The 14418-nt window shown below is 67.8% G+C and carries 16 protein-coding genes and 1 pseudogene; 4 read left to right on the top strand and 13 right to left on the bottom strand.

Annotation, left to right across the window (positions count from 1 at the left end; translation table 11 throughout):
* Positions 1–73: 73 nt before the first annotated feature.
* Positions 74–3250 carry an isoleucine--tRNA ligase gene (gene ileS / locus C1701_RS16955; protein ID WP_337661766.1) on the top strand — a complete coding sequence of 1059 codons (3177 nt, stop codon included), beginning with the start codon at positions 74–76 and terminating at the stop codon, positions 3248–3250.
* 37 nt (positions 3251–3287) lie between these two features.
* Here ileS and C1701_RS27605 read toward each other — a convergent pair whose 3' ends face one another.
* The 3 genes from C1701_RS27605 to C1701_RS16965 all read right to left on the bottom strand — a co-directional run bounded on the left by C1701_RS27605 (position 3288) and on the right by C1701_RS16965 (position 4897).
* Positions 3288–3614, bottom strand: a complete 327-nt coding sequence (locus C1701_RS27605; protein WP_337661767.1) for a hypothetical protein — start codon at positions 3612–3614, stop codon at positions 3288–3290.
* A 156-nt stretch (positions 3615–3770) separates the two neighbouring features.
* Complete coding sequence (locus C1701_RS16960) at positions 3771–3971, bottom strand: DUF397 domain-containing protein (RefSeq protein ID WP_103056220.1); 201 nt, start codon at positions 3969–3971, stop codon at positions 3771–3773.
* Between the two features lie 62 nt (positions 3972–4033).
* A complete protein-coding gene (locus C1701_RS16965) occupies positions 4034–4897 on the bottom strand; it encodes a helix-turn-helix domain-containing protein (protein WP_103056221.1) in 864 nt (287 codons plus the stop codon).
* A gap of 471 nt (positions 4898–5368) precedes the next feature.
* On the opposite strand from C1701_RS16965, the gene C1701_RS16970 reads away from it, so the two are divergent.
* On the top strand, positions 5369–5602 hold the full coding sequence (locus C1701_RS16970; RefSeq protein WP_103056222.1) for a hypothetical protein: 234 nt from the start codon (positions 5369–5371) through the stop codon (positions 5600–5602).
* Positions 5599–5955: a hypothetical protein gene (locus C1701_RS16975; RefSeq protein WP_103056223.1), complete on the top strand. Its 357-nt coding sequence runs from the start codon at positions 5599–5601 to the stop codon at positions 5953–5955. The genes C1701_RS16970 and C1701_RS16975 overlap by 4 nt, the downstream gene beginning before the upstream one ends.
* A 136-nt stretch (positions 5956–6091) precedes the next feature.
* Here C1701_RS16975 and C1701_RS16980 read toward each other — a convergent pair whose 3' ends face one another.
* From C1701_RS16980 to C1701_RS17000, 4 genes are all read right to left on the bottom strand, one after another.
* Positions 6092–6274, bottom strand: coding sequence for a DUF397 domain-containing protein (locus tag C1701_RS16980; RefSeq protein ID WP_103056224.1), 183 nt, complete (start codon positions 6272–6274; stop codon positions 6092–6094).
* A 40-nt stretch (positions 6275–6314) separates the two neighbouring features.
* Complete coding sequence (locus C1701_RS16985) at positions 6315–7058, bottom strand: hypothetical protein (protein WP_337661768.1); 744 nt, start codon at positions 7056–7058, stop codon at positions 6315–6317.
* A gap of 535 nt (positions 7059–7593) precedes the next feature.
* Positions 7594–7908 (bottom strand): hypothetical protein, encoded by a 315-nt coding sequence (locus tag C1701_RS16995; protein ID WP_337661769.1) that lies wholly within the window; start codon positions 7906–7908, stop codon positions 7594–7596.
* A 651-nt stretch (positions 7909–8559) separates the two neighbouring features.
* Positions 8560–9246, bottom strand: a complete 687-nt coding sequence (locus tag C1701_RS17000) for a PEP/pyruvate-binding domain-containing protein (RefSeq protein ID WP_103056226.1) — start codon at positions 9244–9246, stop codon at positions 8560–8562.
* On the opposite strand from C1701_RS17000, the gene C1701_RS27610 reads away from it, so the two are divergent.
* Positions 9215–9379, top strand: a complete 165-nt coding sequence (locus C1701_RS27610) for a hypothetical protein (RefSeq protein WP_337661770.1) — start codon at positions 9215–9217, stop codon at positions 9377–9379. The genes C1701_RS17000 and C1701_RS27610 overlap by 32 nt on opposite strands.
* A gap of 222 nt (positions 9380–9601) precedes the next feature.
* On the opposite strand, the gene C1701_RS17005 is transcribed toward C1701_RS27610, so the two are convergent.
* The 6 genes and pseudogenes from C1701_RS17005 to C1701_RS27620 form a co-directional block, all read right to left on the bottom strand.
* Positions 9602–11578: a hypothetical protein gene (locus tag C1701_RS17005; RefSeq protein WP_103056227.1), complete on the bottom strand. Its 1977-nt coding sequence runs from the start codon at positions 11576–11578 to the stop codon at positions 9602–9604.
* A 110-nt stretch (positions 11579–11688) separates the two neighbouring features.
* On the bottom strand, positions 11689–12402 hold the full coding sequence (locus tag C1701_RS17010; protein ID WP_337661771.1) for a hypothetical protein: 714 nt from the start codon (positions 12400–12402) through the stop codon (positions 11689–11691).
* Between the two features lie 134 nt (positions 12403–12536).
* Positions 12537–13073 carry a Crp/Fnr family transcriptional regulator gene (locus tag C1701_RS17015; protein WP_337661772.1) on the bottom strand — a complete coding sequence of 179 codons (537 nt, stop codon included), beginning with the start codon at positions 13071–13073 and terminating at the stop codon, positions 12537–12539.
* Positions 13074–13295: 222 nt separating this feature from the next.
* Positions 13296–13475, bottom strand: coding sequence for a DUF6314 family protein (locus C1701_RS28170; RefSeq protein ID WP_443098124.1), 180 nt, complete (start codon positions 13473–13475; stop codon positions 13296–13298).
* A 56-nt stretch (positions 13476–13531) separates the two neighbouring features.
* A complete protein-coding gene (locus C1701_RS27615) occupies positions 13532–13795 on the bottom strand; it encodes a hypothetical protein (RefSeq protein ID WP_026419758.1) in 264 nt (87 codons plus the stop codon).
* A 373-nt stretch (positions 13796–14168) separates the two neighbouring features.
* Positions 14169–14333 (bottom strand): annotated as a pseudogene (locus tag C1701_RS27620) (non-canonical purine NTP pyrophosphatase); the annotation flags it as partial.
* Positions 14334–14418 lie beyond the last annotated feature (85 nt).

The raw sequence follows: 14418 nt of genomic DNA on the forward strand, positions 1-14418 counted from the left end.
CGAGCTACAAACGGCAGGTCGATACCCTGGAACGAGCCGTACCTACCCGCTGGCTCGGCATGGAGGAGTCCTGTTGTCCGATCAGTCCCCTTACACCCCGCTGCCCTCTCGGGTGGAGTTGCCCGCCGTCGACCACGAGGTCTTGACGTTCTGGCGTGAGCAGGACATTTTCGCCCGGAGTGTGGACCGGACCGCGGGCGGCCCGGAGTGGGTGTTCTTCGAGGGGCCGCCCACCGCGAACGGCAAGCCGGGCACACACCATGTCGAGGCCCGCGTCTTCAAGGACATCTTTCCACGGTTCAAGACCATGAAGGGCTTCCACGTGACCCGCCGTGCCGGCTGGGACTGCCACGGGCTGCCGGTCGAGATCGCGGTGGAGAAGGAACTCGGTCTGTCCGGCAAACAGGACATCGAGAAGGTCGGCATCAAGGAGTTCAACGCCCGGTGTCGGGAGTCCGTCCAGCGCTACATCGGCGAGTTCGAGGAGATGACCGAGCGCGTTGGCTACTGGGTTGACATGGCCCATCCGTACTGGACGATGACACCCGAGTACGTCGACAGCGTGTGGTGGGCGCTGAAACAGATCAACGACAAGGGCCTGCTCGTCCAAGACCATCGCGTGCAGCCATACTGCCCGCGTTGCGGCACCGGGCTGTCGGATCACGAGGTCGCCCAGGGATATGAGCCGATCATCGACCCCTCGGTGTACGTGCGGCTGCCGATCGTCGGTGAACTGAACGGCATCAGCGGCGTGGAGCTCCTGGTGTGGACGACCACCCCGTGGACGTTGGTATCCAACACCGCCGTCGCTGTGCACCCCGAGGTCACCTACGTGGTAGCACGCACTGAACGAGGCACGTTCGTCGTCGCTGAGCCGTTGCTTCCCACGGTGCTCGGCGACGAAGCCGAAGTACTCGCGTCCATGCCGGGAAGCAGCCTTGAAGGAGTGCGCTATGAGCGGCCCTTCGAGTTGGTTGACATCCCGGACTCCCATTTCGTGATTCCTGCCGACTACGTGACGACCGAAGATGGCACCGGACTGGTGCACCAGGCGCCCGCGTTCGGCGCTGACGACCTCGCCGCGTGCCGAAGGCACAACCTGCCAGTCGTCAACCCGATTCGCCCGGACGGGCACTTTCTTGCCGATGTTGGCCTGGTTGGCGGCAAGTTCTTCAAGGACGCCGACTCCGTTCTTGTCGCTGATCTCCAACAGCGCGGTTTGTTGTTCAAGGCGCTGAACTACGAACACCAGTACCCTCATTGCTGGCGGTGCCACACCCCGTTGATGTACTACGCCCAGTTGTCCTGGTACATCCGAACCACCGCCAAAAGCGCCGAGTTGCAGCGGGAGAACGAGCGCACCAATTGGTACCCCGAGCACATCAAGCACGGGCGGTTCGGCGACTGGCTGAACAACAACGTCGACTGGGCGCTGTCGCGCAACCGCTACTGGGGAACGCCTCTGCCGATCTGGCAGTGCCCGGAGGGACACCTCACGTGTGTCGGCTCGCGCGCCGAACTCGGACTACTAGCGGACAAGGACCTGTCGAACCTCGACCCGCACCGTCCCTACATCGACGACGTGACCTTCGCCTGTCCCACCTGCGGCGTGCGGGCCACCAGGGTCAGCGAGGTCATCGATGCGTGGTTCGATTCGGGTTCCATGCCTTTCGCCAGCATCGGCTACCCCTATGTCGAGGGCAGCGTCGACAAGTTCGAGAAGGGATACCCCGCTCAGTTCATCTGCGAGGCCATCGACCAGACCCGAGGATGGTTCTACACCCTCATGGCCATTGGCACGTTGGTGTTCGACCGCTCCTCATACGAGAACGTGGTTTGTCTCGGGCACATCATGGCCGAGGATGGCCGCAAGATGAGCAAGCACCTCGGTAACATCATCGAGCCCATTCCGTTCATGGAAAAGCACGGTGCCGATGCCCTGCGCTGGTTCATGCTGTGCACCGGTTCGCCGTGGTCTCCACGCCGTGTTGGGGACACTCCGTTGGAAGAGATCGTCCGCAAGGTCCTGCTGACCTACTGGAACACGACGTCGTTCTTCACCCTCTACGCTAGTACCAGCTCGTGGACGCCGAGCACTCACACCGCGGATCGGGCCGATCGGCCGGTGCTCGACCGGTGGGTGCTAGCTGAGCTTGACCACGTGGTAGCCAGCGTTGACGTGGCCTTGGAGAACTTCGACACGGCAGGCTCCGGGCGCGTCCTCGCCCAGTTCGTCGACGACTTGTCGAACTGGTACGTCCGGCGCTGCCGCGCCCGCTTCTGGAACGGCGACCCCAACGCGTTGGCGACCCTGCATGAATGTCTTCACGTCGTGACGAGGTTGCTCGCCCCGTTCGTGCCGTTCATCACCGAGCAGGTCTGGCAACACGCGATCAAACGCGGTGACCCCTCGACCACGGACTCGGTCCACCTGGCCACCTGGCCATCTCCGGACCCAACTCGTGCCGACGACAGGTTGCGCGCCAACATGGAGATCACGCGCCAACTCGTGGAAGTCGGCCGGGCGGTGCGCAAGTCCACTAACGTCCGCGTGCGTCAGCCGTTGCGCCGCGCGCTCGTCGGTGGCTCGGGGACCCGCGAACTGCCGAGCGAGCTGCTTGCCGAGATCGCCGAGGAACTCAATGTTCGCGAGGTCACCCCGCTCGCCCAAGCTGGGGAGGTCGTCGACATCACTGTGAAGCCGAACTTCCGTGCGCTCGGTAAGCGGTTCGGTTCCCGAACCCAGCAGGTCGCCAAGGCCATCGCCACCGCGGAGGACAGCGAACTCGCTCAACGCCTGAAGGCTGACGGCCAGGCACCGGTGAATCTGGACGGGGAGGAGGTCGTGGTCTCTCTGGACGAGGTGTCCCTGACCGAGGTTCCTCGTAGTGGCTGGGCGGTCACCAGCCAGCAGGACGTGACGCTCGCGCTGGACATCACCATCACACCCGAGCTACGCAGGGCCGGCCTTGCCCGTGAGGTCATCCGGCTGGTGCAGACGGTTCGGAAGGAAGCCGGGTTCGAGGTCACCGACCGGATCGTGCTTTCCTGGGCCGCGCACGGGGAGACGGCTGAGGCGCTGCGTGAGCACGACCGCGAACTTGCCGATGCGGTGCTCGCGGTCGAGGTCGCCGAACATTCACTCGCGAACCTTCCCGCCGAGGCGAACGCCTCCAACACCGTCGTACGACAGGACGATGAACTCGGAGTGTGCTTCTGGCTGGTGAAAGCAGCCGCGCCCAGCGTGTGAGGGTTTCGTACCGCTCCGGCTGGGCTTGCCGAGATTGTCACGCGGCGAGCACTGAGACAGCCCGCCGCGAGCCCGCCCAGCGGTTGTCATCGCAGAGCAAGGAGTTGGTGAACGAGTATCGCTTGCGGGTGTTGCAGTCGGAGAACTCCGGCACGACAGCGGCGTCAAGGTTCGCTCGCCAGGTCGCAGGTGCATGGCCTCGCCAGTCGCGCCAGATGCGTTCGAACGCCTTGTAGGAGGAGGAATCGACCGTGGTGCCGGAGCTTCGCGGTGAGGGCGTCCCAGCCTGGCTCACGCGGGAGGCGACAGGACTTGATTGGTGACGCCCCACGTCGCCGACGGAGTACAGCGCGTTCTCGTTCACGGCGCCCACTATCGGGTCTCAAGCGGCGTGAGACTCAAGCCCGCACGGGCAGCCGAGACGTGACGACAAGGTAGGGGAGCGGGAGCCGGCCGGGTAGGGCGAGCTCGGGGAGGTCCGAGTGGCGGCTCGCCAGGAACCGTCGAGCCGCCCGCCGGCTCAGTAGCGGCCCTGCTTGAGGGCGTCGAGGAAGGTGGTGAAGGTGGTGGTGTCGAGGTGAAGGGTTCCGCCGTCGCGGTTCTTGGTGTCGCGGATGCCCACCACGTTCGCCGCTCGTCCGATCTCCACGCACGTGCCCCCGTTCGCATTGGTCCGGCTGCTCGTCCGCCAGGACATCGCAGGGGTGGGTATCGAACTCATCAACTCTCCAAGTGTGGTCACGTGGTCAACGAACTGATTTTCCGTACGGAAGGCGGGCACGTCTACCCCCTTGCGAGATCGACGAGCAGCGTCCGCGAGCTTGCTGGACCTAGTGCGCACTTCGCGGCTCCCTCGAAGTGGGATCTGAAGGCGCGCACCTCCTCTGCCAGGTCGAGGTAGACGCCATACGTCAGGTTTTCGAGATACGCGACGTCGCCTAAGTGGTCCTCGGCGAAGCTGAGGACTTCGTAGGCCGAACCGAGGGCTGGGTAGGAGCCCGCGTTCGCTGGGACGATACGTATCGTGACGTTGGGCAAGTCGGCCAGGCTGACCAGGTGACGTAGTTGTTCACGCATAACCCTGGCCCCGCCAATGCTCATGCGGAGTGCGGGTTCCCAGATGACCGCGTCGACTGAGATGGCCTCGGCAGCATGGAGCCGTGCTCGTCGCGTCGCCCGGACCTGGACACGTTGCTCGATGGTGGAGCTCGTAGGCGGCGGTACGGCACCTCGCAGGAGTTCGCGCGAGTACTCATCGGTCTGCAAGAGCGCGGGGATGATCTGCGTTTGCAGAGTGCGCTCCTGTGATGCCTCCGACTCAAGTTCCACGAAGTCAGCAGCGGCAGGGCTCAGCACGGTTTCGTACTCGCTCCACCAGCCAGGTTCCTTCGCTGTCGCGGCTGCGGTGAACAGTCGCTCGCGCTCCGGTTCCCGCACGCCGTAGACGATGGCAAGCGCCAGCACATCGACACCTTGGATGGGTTGCGCGGCATGTTCCAGCTTGCTGAGTTTGGACGGAGCCCACTGCAACTGGCGTGCTACGTCCGTGGCCTTCAGACCTGCTTGGTCGCGCCACTTCCGAAGCTCGCGGCCCACCCGCCGCATACGTACTCCGGGCCGCCAGTCCTTGGGTATCTGCTGGTTCATGGCCTCCTCATTCCTCGGAGTCGCACCCTACGGCCTTCCCCGTTCGCCCTTAAGGGTGAAGTTGAAGAAAATTTCTTAAAAGAAAGTTGTGGATGAACTGGCGGTGACTCACAGTAGGGGATGTAGCTCTGTGTGAGAAGTACGAGAGGGGCCGGGCTAACTGGCAGGCCGCCCGGCCCCTCGTGACGAGAGGAACCGACGCAATGCCCGTCGATCCCATCCCCGGCCCAGCCACTGAAGCAGGCGTACGCCGCGTTCGGCCGGTCCGCCGACCTGATCCGCCACTACCTCGACACCATCACAGGCGGAAACCACTCAGGGCCGGTAACACCCCCTCCCAGCCCTGCGCCCGTAGTACCACCGGCCGCGCCACCCTCCGTGGGGACGTGGCGGGGAAAGACCGCGAGCGAGTACGCGAGGGGAAAAGGGGAAGGGATTGGCAGACGCTCGCCACGAGGAAGGAAGGCTATAGTGCGTGAGGTCGAGTCGGGGCAGCGGGTGAGGGAGCTTTGGGATGCTCTGCGCGTCGGCGGACACACAGTGGAATCTTCCACGTTCAACGGCCGCCTGATCTCGTTTTCCGACGGGACCTTGATGGGGATCAGGAAGACGGCGCGGACGACGCCGGGCGAACCAACGTTGGAGATCTGGCCGGGTGATGGAGGAAAAGTGGTCAAGGTCCATGTGGCGAAGGAGGCCCCGTGATCGACGCTGACGGCGTGAGTCACGATGTTCTCGAGTACATATGGGAGCAGGCGGAGTCCGATGGCGCGACTTTGCGCGATGTCATCGCTGCGCTGATCGAATATGGAACTCCGGGAATGGCAACGGTGGAGGAAGCGGGAAAACTCGCGGCTCACCTGGTGCGCACGGAGCTCCTGATTCCCGCCGAACTCGATGGCGACGACTTCGCGCCGTGGGGTTCCAGCCCGGGCCATTCCGCGGAGCGAATCGAGCGTGAGACGCTCAGGATCGCACGGGAGAAAAGACTTCCACTGCCCGGAGAAGTGGTGTGGCTCGTTGCTCCGCGAATCTCGGAACGGCAGCCTGAAGTCTGACCACGGCGATCTATGAGACCCGGGAGTACGAGGAGAACGGGCGCGAAGTCGACTTCGGCGATATCGCGTGGTTCGCATGAGCTGGGAGAACGAGCCCCCGACCTGGTGTGCTGGCTGGGGGCTCGTTGACCACTGGCTACAGGCGGCCGGACTTCACTGCCGCGAGGAAGGCCGCGAACGTGTCACGGTCGACGACCAGCATTCCGCCGCCACGGTTCTTGGTGTCGCGGACGGCCGTGAGGTCGGCGGCGCGACCGACTTCAACGCACTGCGCACTGTTACCACTGTAGCTTGACTTGCGCCAAGTCTGGATTTCCATGGTACTCCTACTCATACGTCACCGGCCGGGGACGGGTTGGTCAGGTCAAGGCGACGGTACGTCCCGGCCGCCGTCTCGCAAGGGAACGCGGTGGTTGGCACAACGGGTTCCCTGCCGTGAACCATGCCAGGTAGGAGCCGGAGTGCCCGGACACCCAGGTGCCGTGCACGTCCCGGGGCCGGGCCACCAGGAACACCGTCACCGGGGGCGTGTGGGCGCGGGACCAGGCCGGCGACCGCATCCAACGCGGGCCGTCGACGCGGTCGAACCGCAGGAACCACCGGCCGGCCTCCACCCTGAGCTCCGGTCGGGCGTCCTCCCGTTCCTGGCGCGGCCCCGGTTCCGTGCCCTGGTGAGGGGTGAACTCGGCGATCCGGTCGCCCGGTCCGCCGTCGAGCTCGGACGCGCGCAACGCCACCACCACCCCCCGGTTCGCCGCCGGGTCCCGGCCCACCGGGTGGTCCGGGGTGGGTGGCGCGGAGCGGGGGACCAGCGGCAGCCGCAGCTGGTCGGCGATCAACCGCGCGGTGAGGCCGTGACCGGCGTCGGAGAGGTGGATGCGGTCGACGTGCACGAGGTCCATGTCGGCGTCGTCCACGTCCTGCGTGACGGGGAAGTGGGCGGACACGTCGATGACGGCGACGTCGTCGAGTTCCTTCGCCAGCTGGTGCGCCGCCCGCGCAACATCGGCGAACTGCACGCGGCGCGGAATGACGTCGACGAAGCCGAGCGGACGTTCCGGGCGTTGCGCGATGACCTTGTGCTCGTCAAAGGCAGGGATCACGAGGAGACCCGGTATGTCGCCGAGCTCCTCCAGCGGCTTCGGGCGGTGAGCCCGAGGAACGTCGCAAGGCGGGGGTGAAGGCGGCCGCACGTCCCTCGGCGGTGACTGGTGGATCACCGCGACAAGATCGGCGAGGAGCCGCGGAGGCTTCGCCAGGCGTCCGAGTGACGGGCGGTCCGAACACCGCTGGGCCGGGGCCGCGAGCGCTGGTGAGCCCCGACACCCCTGGTATGCGGAGTAGAGGTGGCGGCGGGGCGTGCCTCAGCGGTTGGCGTCGGGACACGCCAGCATGTCTCGTCTCCCGGCGGGCCGGAGGAGGGGCCTGAACCGCAGCGGGCGTCGCGGCCGGTGTCATGGTTGGTCCAGGTCGGTGTGCCTGGTTCATCGCCGCGGTGTGGTGGTACCCGCACGGCGAGGTGCGACCGGGTCGGCGGCTGGCTTTCCACGGTCTGTCCCGGCGGGGGCGCGTGGGTGCCAGCGCTCGGCTGAAGTTCGTGGCCGGATCGCTCGACGCCCCGCCGCCGGGACGCCCGGCTCACCCAGTGGGGCGCGTTCCTCGGAGGAAGCGGTCGACGGCGGCTTCCACGAGGTCGTCGAGCAGTTCCGGTTCGACGATGTCGCCGTTGGCGAAGGTCGCGAGTCCCTGGAGGGTGGCGAGTAGGACGATGCCGATGCGTTCGGGGTCCCCCGCCTCCAGCGCGCCCTGGTCCTGCCCCTGGACGATCAGGCTGTTGAGCAGTGTGAACGGTGCGGCCGCCGCGTCGACGACCCGTCGCGCGCCCGGTCGGTGCTTGCTGGTGTACATGAGTTCGAGCAGTGTGATGTCGGATGAGCAGGTCCGCCTCGTCATCCACCCCGAGACCGTTCGCCGATTTCCACTCTGACGCGCGGAAGCGCCTTCGGGAGGAACCACCCCCTCCGCGTCCACCTGGTTTCCAGCGGATTCGGGAGGGATGCCGTCTTCCCCCCTCGAACGGCCACGACCGGCTAGCAGGGGACGTGGTTTTCCTCCGCGCCGCCCGGATCGAGCGGCGAGCGGGAAGGTCCTCGTGGACGTACATCATGTGCCCCGTGTGGACCGGATCGCCCACGTGGGGCCACCACCTGGGGCTCCGCCGACCCACCGTCGACGGATCCCCATCCCGCACGGGGCCGAGGCCGGCGGTGGGCGGCGCTCCGCCAGCCCGAGCGGAATGTCTTCGACCCTGACGGAGAGGAACAGCCCCGCGTACGCGGGGACGACAGCGGGAGCGGCGAAGGTCGGAGCTCGGCCGGGGTGGGGAGACCGCTCACGGGAAGTCCTCCTGAGGAGCCGGGGCCACACCGGAAGACGTGGACGGACCGGGGCCGACAGTAGGGCGTCGTTCCCACGGCCGACGAACCCCTTTCGACCCCACCACCCGGCGCGGGAGGCAGCCGGCCCGACGACGCGCCCGGACACCCGCCCCGGTCGGGACGTGCGCGGGATCCTCGGCCCGACGGCTCCACGAACCGGGCACCGTCAGAACTCGACCTCGGGGCGACGGAGCTCCACCACCACGTCCCGGTCCGCGATCCCGTGCTCCTCCCCGGGCCCGGCGCCGATCCCGCCCGGCAGGTACCGGAGCATGAAGACCTGGACGAAGGACCAGGTGGCGGGGGTCATGACGCTGGGGATGGCCTCGCCGAGGTTTCCGTTGGTCCAGAGGTAGTCGCCGAGCCGGCTGTCGTTCCACTCCTCACGCCGGGTGGCGGTTGTGCCGCTGCCCCGGTGGCGGCGCGGTCGAGGGGGGCTGGTGGCGGGTGGGCGGCTCTCGGCGGGCGTCCTCGTGGTGGTGTCCTCGGGTGGAGCGGAGGAGGGCGGCCTGGCGGGGGTGGTGTGCTGGTCGGTGGCGGGTAACGGGGGTGCGGGTAGTCCGGTGATGGGGCGGGCCTGGAGCAGGTGCGGGGTGCCGCTGTCGTCGAGCGCCCACTCGACGTCGCTGGGGTGGTCGTGGAGCGCGTCGACGCGCCGTCCGAGGTCGGCGAGCCGGGTGATGTCCTGCTCGGTGAGCACCGGGGCGTGGACGAGGTGGTCGTCGATGGCCTCCTCGCGGACGCCGCCGTCGACGGGGACGGTGCGGACGGTCTTGGCGCTGGTCGTGTGGTGGCTGGTTCGCCCGGTGCGCTGGTCGACGATGACGGTGGAGCTGTCGGCAGTCAGGTTCACCGCCGAGTACTACGGGTCGGAGCCCCACGGCAGGGTGCTGACGATCGCGGAGGCTGAACCGCTGTCCGGAAGTCCGGACCCGGCCCTGCTGCACGCCGTCGCCGACATCGCCGCGCACCTCCCGAGCCCCTGACCAGGGTTCCGGCCGCCCCTGCACCTGACCGGCTGGCGCCTCGCCCCGTCGGCCCTCGCATGTTCCCTCCGCTGCCGCCGCTGCGGCTTAGTGGTACCAGGTGGGATGTCATCGGTACGCCGGAGACGCCGGAAGGGGATGGGGGCGGGTCACTGGTACCCGCCCCCTGCCCGCTCCCACGGCAGACGGCGCGGGCGCGGGCTCCCCCTCGTGCCCGGGGGGCTACCCCTCCTCGTGGCCACCCGGGCGTTCGCGGTCCAACGTCCTCTCCGCTTTCCTGGCGGCACGCAGGATGTGCCAGATCCGGAGGCGCTGGGTGGGGTGGGCCGCAGCCAGGTCCGCCCCCGCCCGCCAGCGGCACCACCACCTGAGGTCGGGAACGACGGCTTTGGTCAGCCGCAGAAGTTCCCGCCGTGCCTCGGCCTCGTGGGACGCCCGGAATGCCAGATCGGCGAGACGGTTCAGCGCGATCGGGCCGAAGGTGGGATCGCGGACGACACTCCGGGTGAGGCTTCGCACAGCATCTCCGTTGCGTTCCGCGACGTCGGAGAACATTGTCCTGTGCCTGGGATCGGTCCAGAGCCCGGCCACCCACAGTCCGATGCTGAGTGAGACGAACCGGAGACCGGTGCTCTGGTGTTCCGCCCGTGTCCACGAGACCACGGTGTTCAGCACCGACCGCTCGAACTCGGGCCGACCGAGCAGTTCCAGGACGGCCGCGACGGTCGCGTTCTGCGGGGTGACGCGCGGCGATTGCCCGATGGCCGCCAGTCTGGCGAGGGTGTCACCGATGTCCTTCATCCCGAAACTGGTGGAGTACACCATCGCCGCCGTCGACTTCTGGTACGCGGTTCCTCCTGCTACCCAGCCCTCCAACAAGGTCCGCGTCGGCGCCTCCAGGGCCGGCTGGGCGGAGAGATCAGCGAGGGTCCGGGCGGCCAGCAGCCGCACGCGGTAGCTCTGCGCACCGGCCAACTGCTCGGCTACGGACAGCGGTTCGATCTCGTGCGAGCCACTCGTGATCGTGAGCAGGGCACGTCGGACGGCCTCGGGGAAGGCCAGGACCATGCTGTTCCCGAACGCCCAGTCCCGCAGGACCGCTCGGGTGGCCGGATACTGCCGCCAGGCATGACGCAGCACGGCACCCGCCCAACCCCGCCGTTCGAAGCGCACGGTTTCCAGGGTGAGCGTCCGATGGCCCGGGTGGACGCGGACCTCGGACAGCGCCCTGACGTCGCGTAGTGTCCGCGCCAGTGACTTGTCGAAGAGGCGGGGCGGGGCGAGCTTCTCGTCCTCAGCGAGTTCGGCACGGCGGAACCGTTCCTCCAGTGCCATGGAATGGGTGACGATCACCTCCTGCGGTTGGTACTCGAGGAACGCGACGGTGAGCGCGGTCGCGTACTCCCGGTGGCTCCACCCCTCGAACCAGTTCCGCACGGACGCGTCGAGGTCGTCGGAGAGCTCAGCTGAGGCATCGGCGAGCTCACATGTCCCCTCGTCGACCCGAATGGCGAAGTCCGCCGCGCGTACTGCCTTGTCCGGCGGGTCGTCCTCCGCCAACCAGCTCGTCAGGCAACGTTTCAGCACAAGCGTGGGGCCCTCAACCGAGCCGTCCGCTCCTCGACGTCGTCCGATGGTCTCCAGTGCCACCTGGGAGGCCGATGGTGGGCCAAGCGTGACCGTTGCCGTGGACGCGGATTCCGGTGCGCGAGAAGCTTGGTCGAGGACGATCACCAACCAGCACCGCGCCGCGCGCACGACCCCATGGATCTGGCGGAAGTCGCGGTCGGCGAGGGTGTTCCGCTCGAGTTCCGGTGCCTCCCACACGTAGCCGTGTCCTGGGGTGAGATCGTCGGGACGGATGCCCCGGAGCGGTGTCTCCGGGTCCAGTTCCGCTACGTCCTTCGGTGCGAGGTCGGACAGGAGCCGGCGCGCGGCGAACGACCTTCCAGCCCCTCGTCCGCACAGCACCACCACCCGGTTGTCCGCCAGAACTCGTGCCGCCAGCCCGAAGTTCCTCGGGTGCACGAATTCGTGGGTTACGTGGCTGATCTCCTCGGGCGTCACAGTGCGCACCACCGGGGTATCCCGGTCCTTCGGCCGAGCATGGACGGTCACCGGCCCGTACACGGTTCCGGCCTGGACGCCGAGCTGGTCGCCGAAGGCGGCGTTCAGCGCCTGGCCGGGGTGTCCGAGCACGAAGCGCGGCTCGTCATGGTCAACGTCAACACGCTGGTCGGACTCGTCCCCCCGGTGCTGGCGCGCTCCAAGGTAGGTCTCTTGGTCGGGGGTGGGTACGGACGGCGCGGTCATCGCTGGCCGCCGTTGAGAGTAACCCCACCGGTGATCGAACCGGCCTGAATGCCGTTGTTGTCCCCACTGACCGTGTTGGTGACGGCCCTTCCCGCTCCGCGCAGTTCGGGGACACTCCGATCAACAGGCTCGGTGAGGGCTTTGAGCGCGTTCGGGTCAATCCCGGGGACACGGACCCAGGCTGTTGACCGGTGCTCCTTGTTCCTGATCGGGAAGCGCACGAACTCTCCCTTCCGGACCAGGTTGGTGTGGTCTCCGCCGAACACCGTGTCCATCACCTCGTCCGAGACGATGAGGGCGCTGTTCACCAGGAACTCGGTGTCCCGCTGCCGGCAGCGCGCGAACAATTCGCGAAAATCCTGACTGTCGAGCATCCGCTTGAGCCTGATCCGGGCCGCGTAGTAGCCGGGAGTGTCACCCACCGCGCCAACCGCCACGGCCACACGGAGACGGATCTCGGGCTTGCGCCACCGGTTGTGGTGGGCGCATGCCGCGTCGAGTCGGTGGGCCGCGTCGACCAGGGAGCCGAGGGTTCCACTCGGCAGGGTCACCAAGGTTTCGTCGCCGATGGGTTCCAGGTGCAGGATGTCGGCAGGACTGAGTCCCACCTCGGCGAGGGATTCCCGCACCATGTGGCCGAGAGTGTTGTGAACCGCGTTCAGGTGGTGCCCGGGGTTCTTCGCGGAGTCGACCACGTCCACCGCGAGCATCGCGCGGTGTTCGGGAACCGGGTGCACTGGCATGCCTCCTTCTGGATGTCGGTTGCCACCGACACTGATCCCTGGGCACCCGCCGCTCCCCCGGAATTCCGGGATACTCGTGAGTCCGCCGTTCGTTCCTCGCGTCAGGGTTTGATCTCGTACCAGAGCCGCCCGGACCTCAATGTCCCTTCCGCTCGTAGCCGGGCATACGCGGCTTCGACGTGCTTCACCGACGCGGCGACCGCGTCGGCGACATCGCCTTGGCCCAGTCCTCGCACCCTCAGCTGGCCGTCTGGGAGCGGTGCCCCGAACGCGCGTGCCCAGCGCCCCAGCGAGAGCTCGACCCGGGTATGAACGTCAAGCCGCTGATCGCGGTGCCGGTCGTCGGCTGTCCGCTGACGCCGTCGTGCCGTGTGGTCGACGAGGGCGTGCACGTCTCGGTGCTCCCGGAGCAGGCTCCGGAAGGTCGAAGCCCCGACCCGGACAGCCGTGCCGCTCGTGAGCGCGACGACATGGGCGCTGCGCTTATCGCCGAAAAGCACACCCAGCTCACCAACGAGTTCGCCGCATCCGACGAGGTTCGTGATGCTGTCCAATCCCCATTCGGAAGGCAAGACCACCTTGAGGAGCCCGTCGACGACGAGGAGGACCTCGGTGCTGTCCGCGCCCGCGTTGACCAACCGGTCACCCCTGCGGAACCCACACATTCGTCCCGTGCGAATGAACCGTCGTCGTCCGCTGTCCACTGCTTCGTGAAGCACCAGGCATTATGGGTTCAGGTGGGTTGGATCCCCGTCTGCTTCACCAGTGAATCACTCGTTCAGAGCAGGCTTCCGAGGAGTCCTCGTGGTGACACCGTCACGGCCACGAGCCAGTAGGGCCGTTCCACGATGGCACCGGCCTCAACCGCCGCGGTGGTAGTCGGTGGCGATGACGTGGTTCTTGGCGGGGCCGGTGACCCGCCACCGCTGCGCCCACGCCCGGTGGGAACCGGGAACAACAGGGGGGCCGGGGTGTCCCGGTTCGACCCACCGGGCGACCGGGCAGCCACCACCCCCGACAGGCCGCGCGATTCCACACACGGGGAGGCGGGCAGGACACGACCCGAAGGGGAGGCACCGGGGGTGAGCGGCTGCGATCAGGAGTCGGTGGGGACGTCATCCTTCGGGACGACGACCGCACCGACCGGTCTCGGCCGAGGCGCGGAGGGTGGCCTGCGGCGGGGGCGACGGGGGCGGGGCCAGGGATGCCCGGCGGCGATCAACGCCTGACGGGTGGTGCGCCGGACCCGACGCAGCCGGATGGTTCCGCGGAGCGGGGGAAGCAGGACGCGGTCGGCCCATTCCACGGTCCACAGCAGGGTCAGGGCGGCCCAGGCTCCGAGGGCTGCGGACAGGATCACGCGACCCGGGGCGTGTGGGCGTGGAACGGCTCGGGACCGGGGGCCAGGGCGCGGCGAGGTGGTGGTGTGGAGTTCGGTGGCTGCTTCCCGTCCGCCATGTGACGCAGCCCTCATGCGGACGGCTCCGCCGAACGGCCCACCCCGCGCGGTGGCGGGGCGAGCGGGCGGGGGCCGGACGGCGGTAGGGCTGTGGAGAGCGCGGATGGGCCGTTGTGGTCAACCTTCGACGCCATCGGGGCCACGCCGGGGTGGTCCGTTCGTTCGACCACCGGCCGAGGAGCGTGAGCCAGCGGTGCCGGCGGTGGGGAACCGCCGATCCGCGCCAGGCGTCGAACGTGAGAGCCGTGTCGTCGACGAGCACCGGCGCCCGCCGGGTCCGGTAGGCCTGCGCGGCCTTGTGGCGGACCACCTCCTCGACGTCCAGGGACTGGATCTCCACCAGCTCGTCCCGCACGGGCGTGACGGGAACGCCCAGCAGGTGGGCGTACTCCGCCGCCTTGCCCGCGTTCCCGGTGATCAGGGAAACCGCTGTGATCATGCCGATCCTCCGGGTGCTCGGGTGCTCGGGTGTTCCGCGGCGGCGATGTCGCCCGCCGGGAGTTCCAGGTTGAACCGGTCGTGGC

The sequence above is a fragment of the Actinoalloteichus sp. AHMU CJ021 genome (assembly GCF_002895405.1).
GTDB classification, from domain to species: domain Bacteria; phylum Actinomycetota; class Actinomycetes; order Mycobacteriales; family Pseudonocardiaceae; genus Actinoalloteichus_B; species Actinoalloteichus_B caeruleus.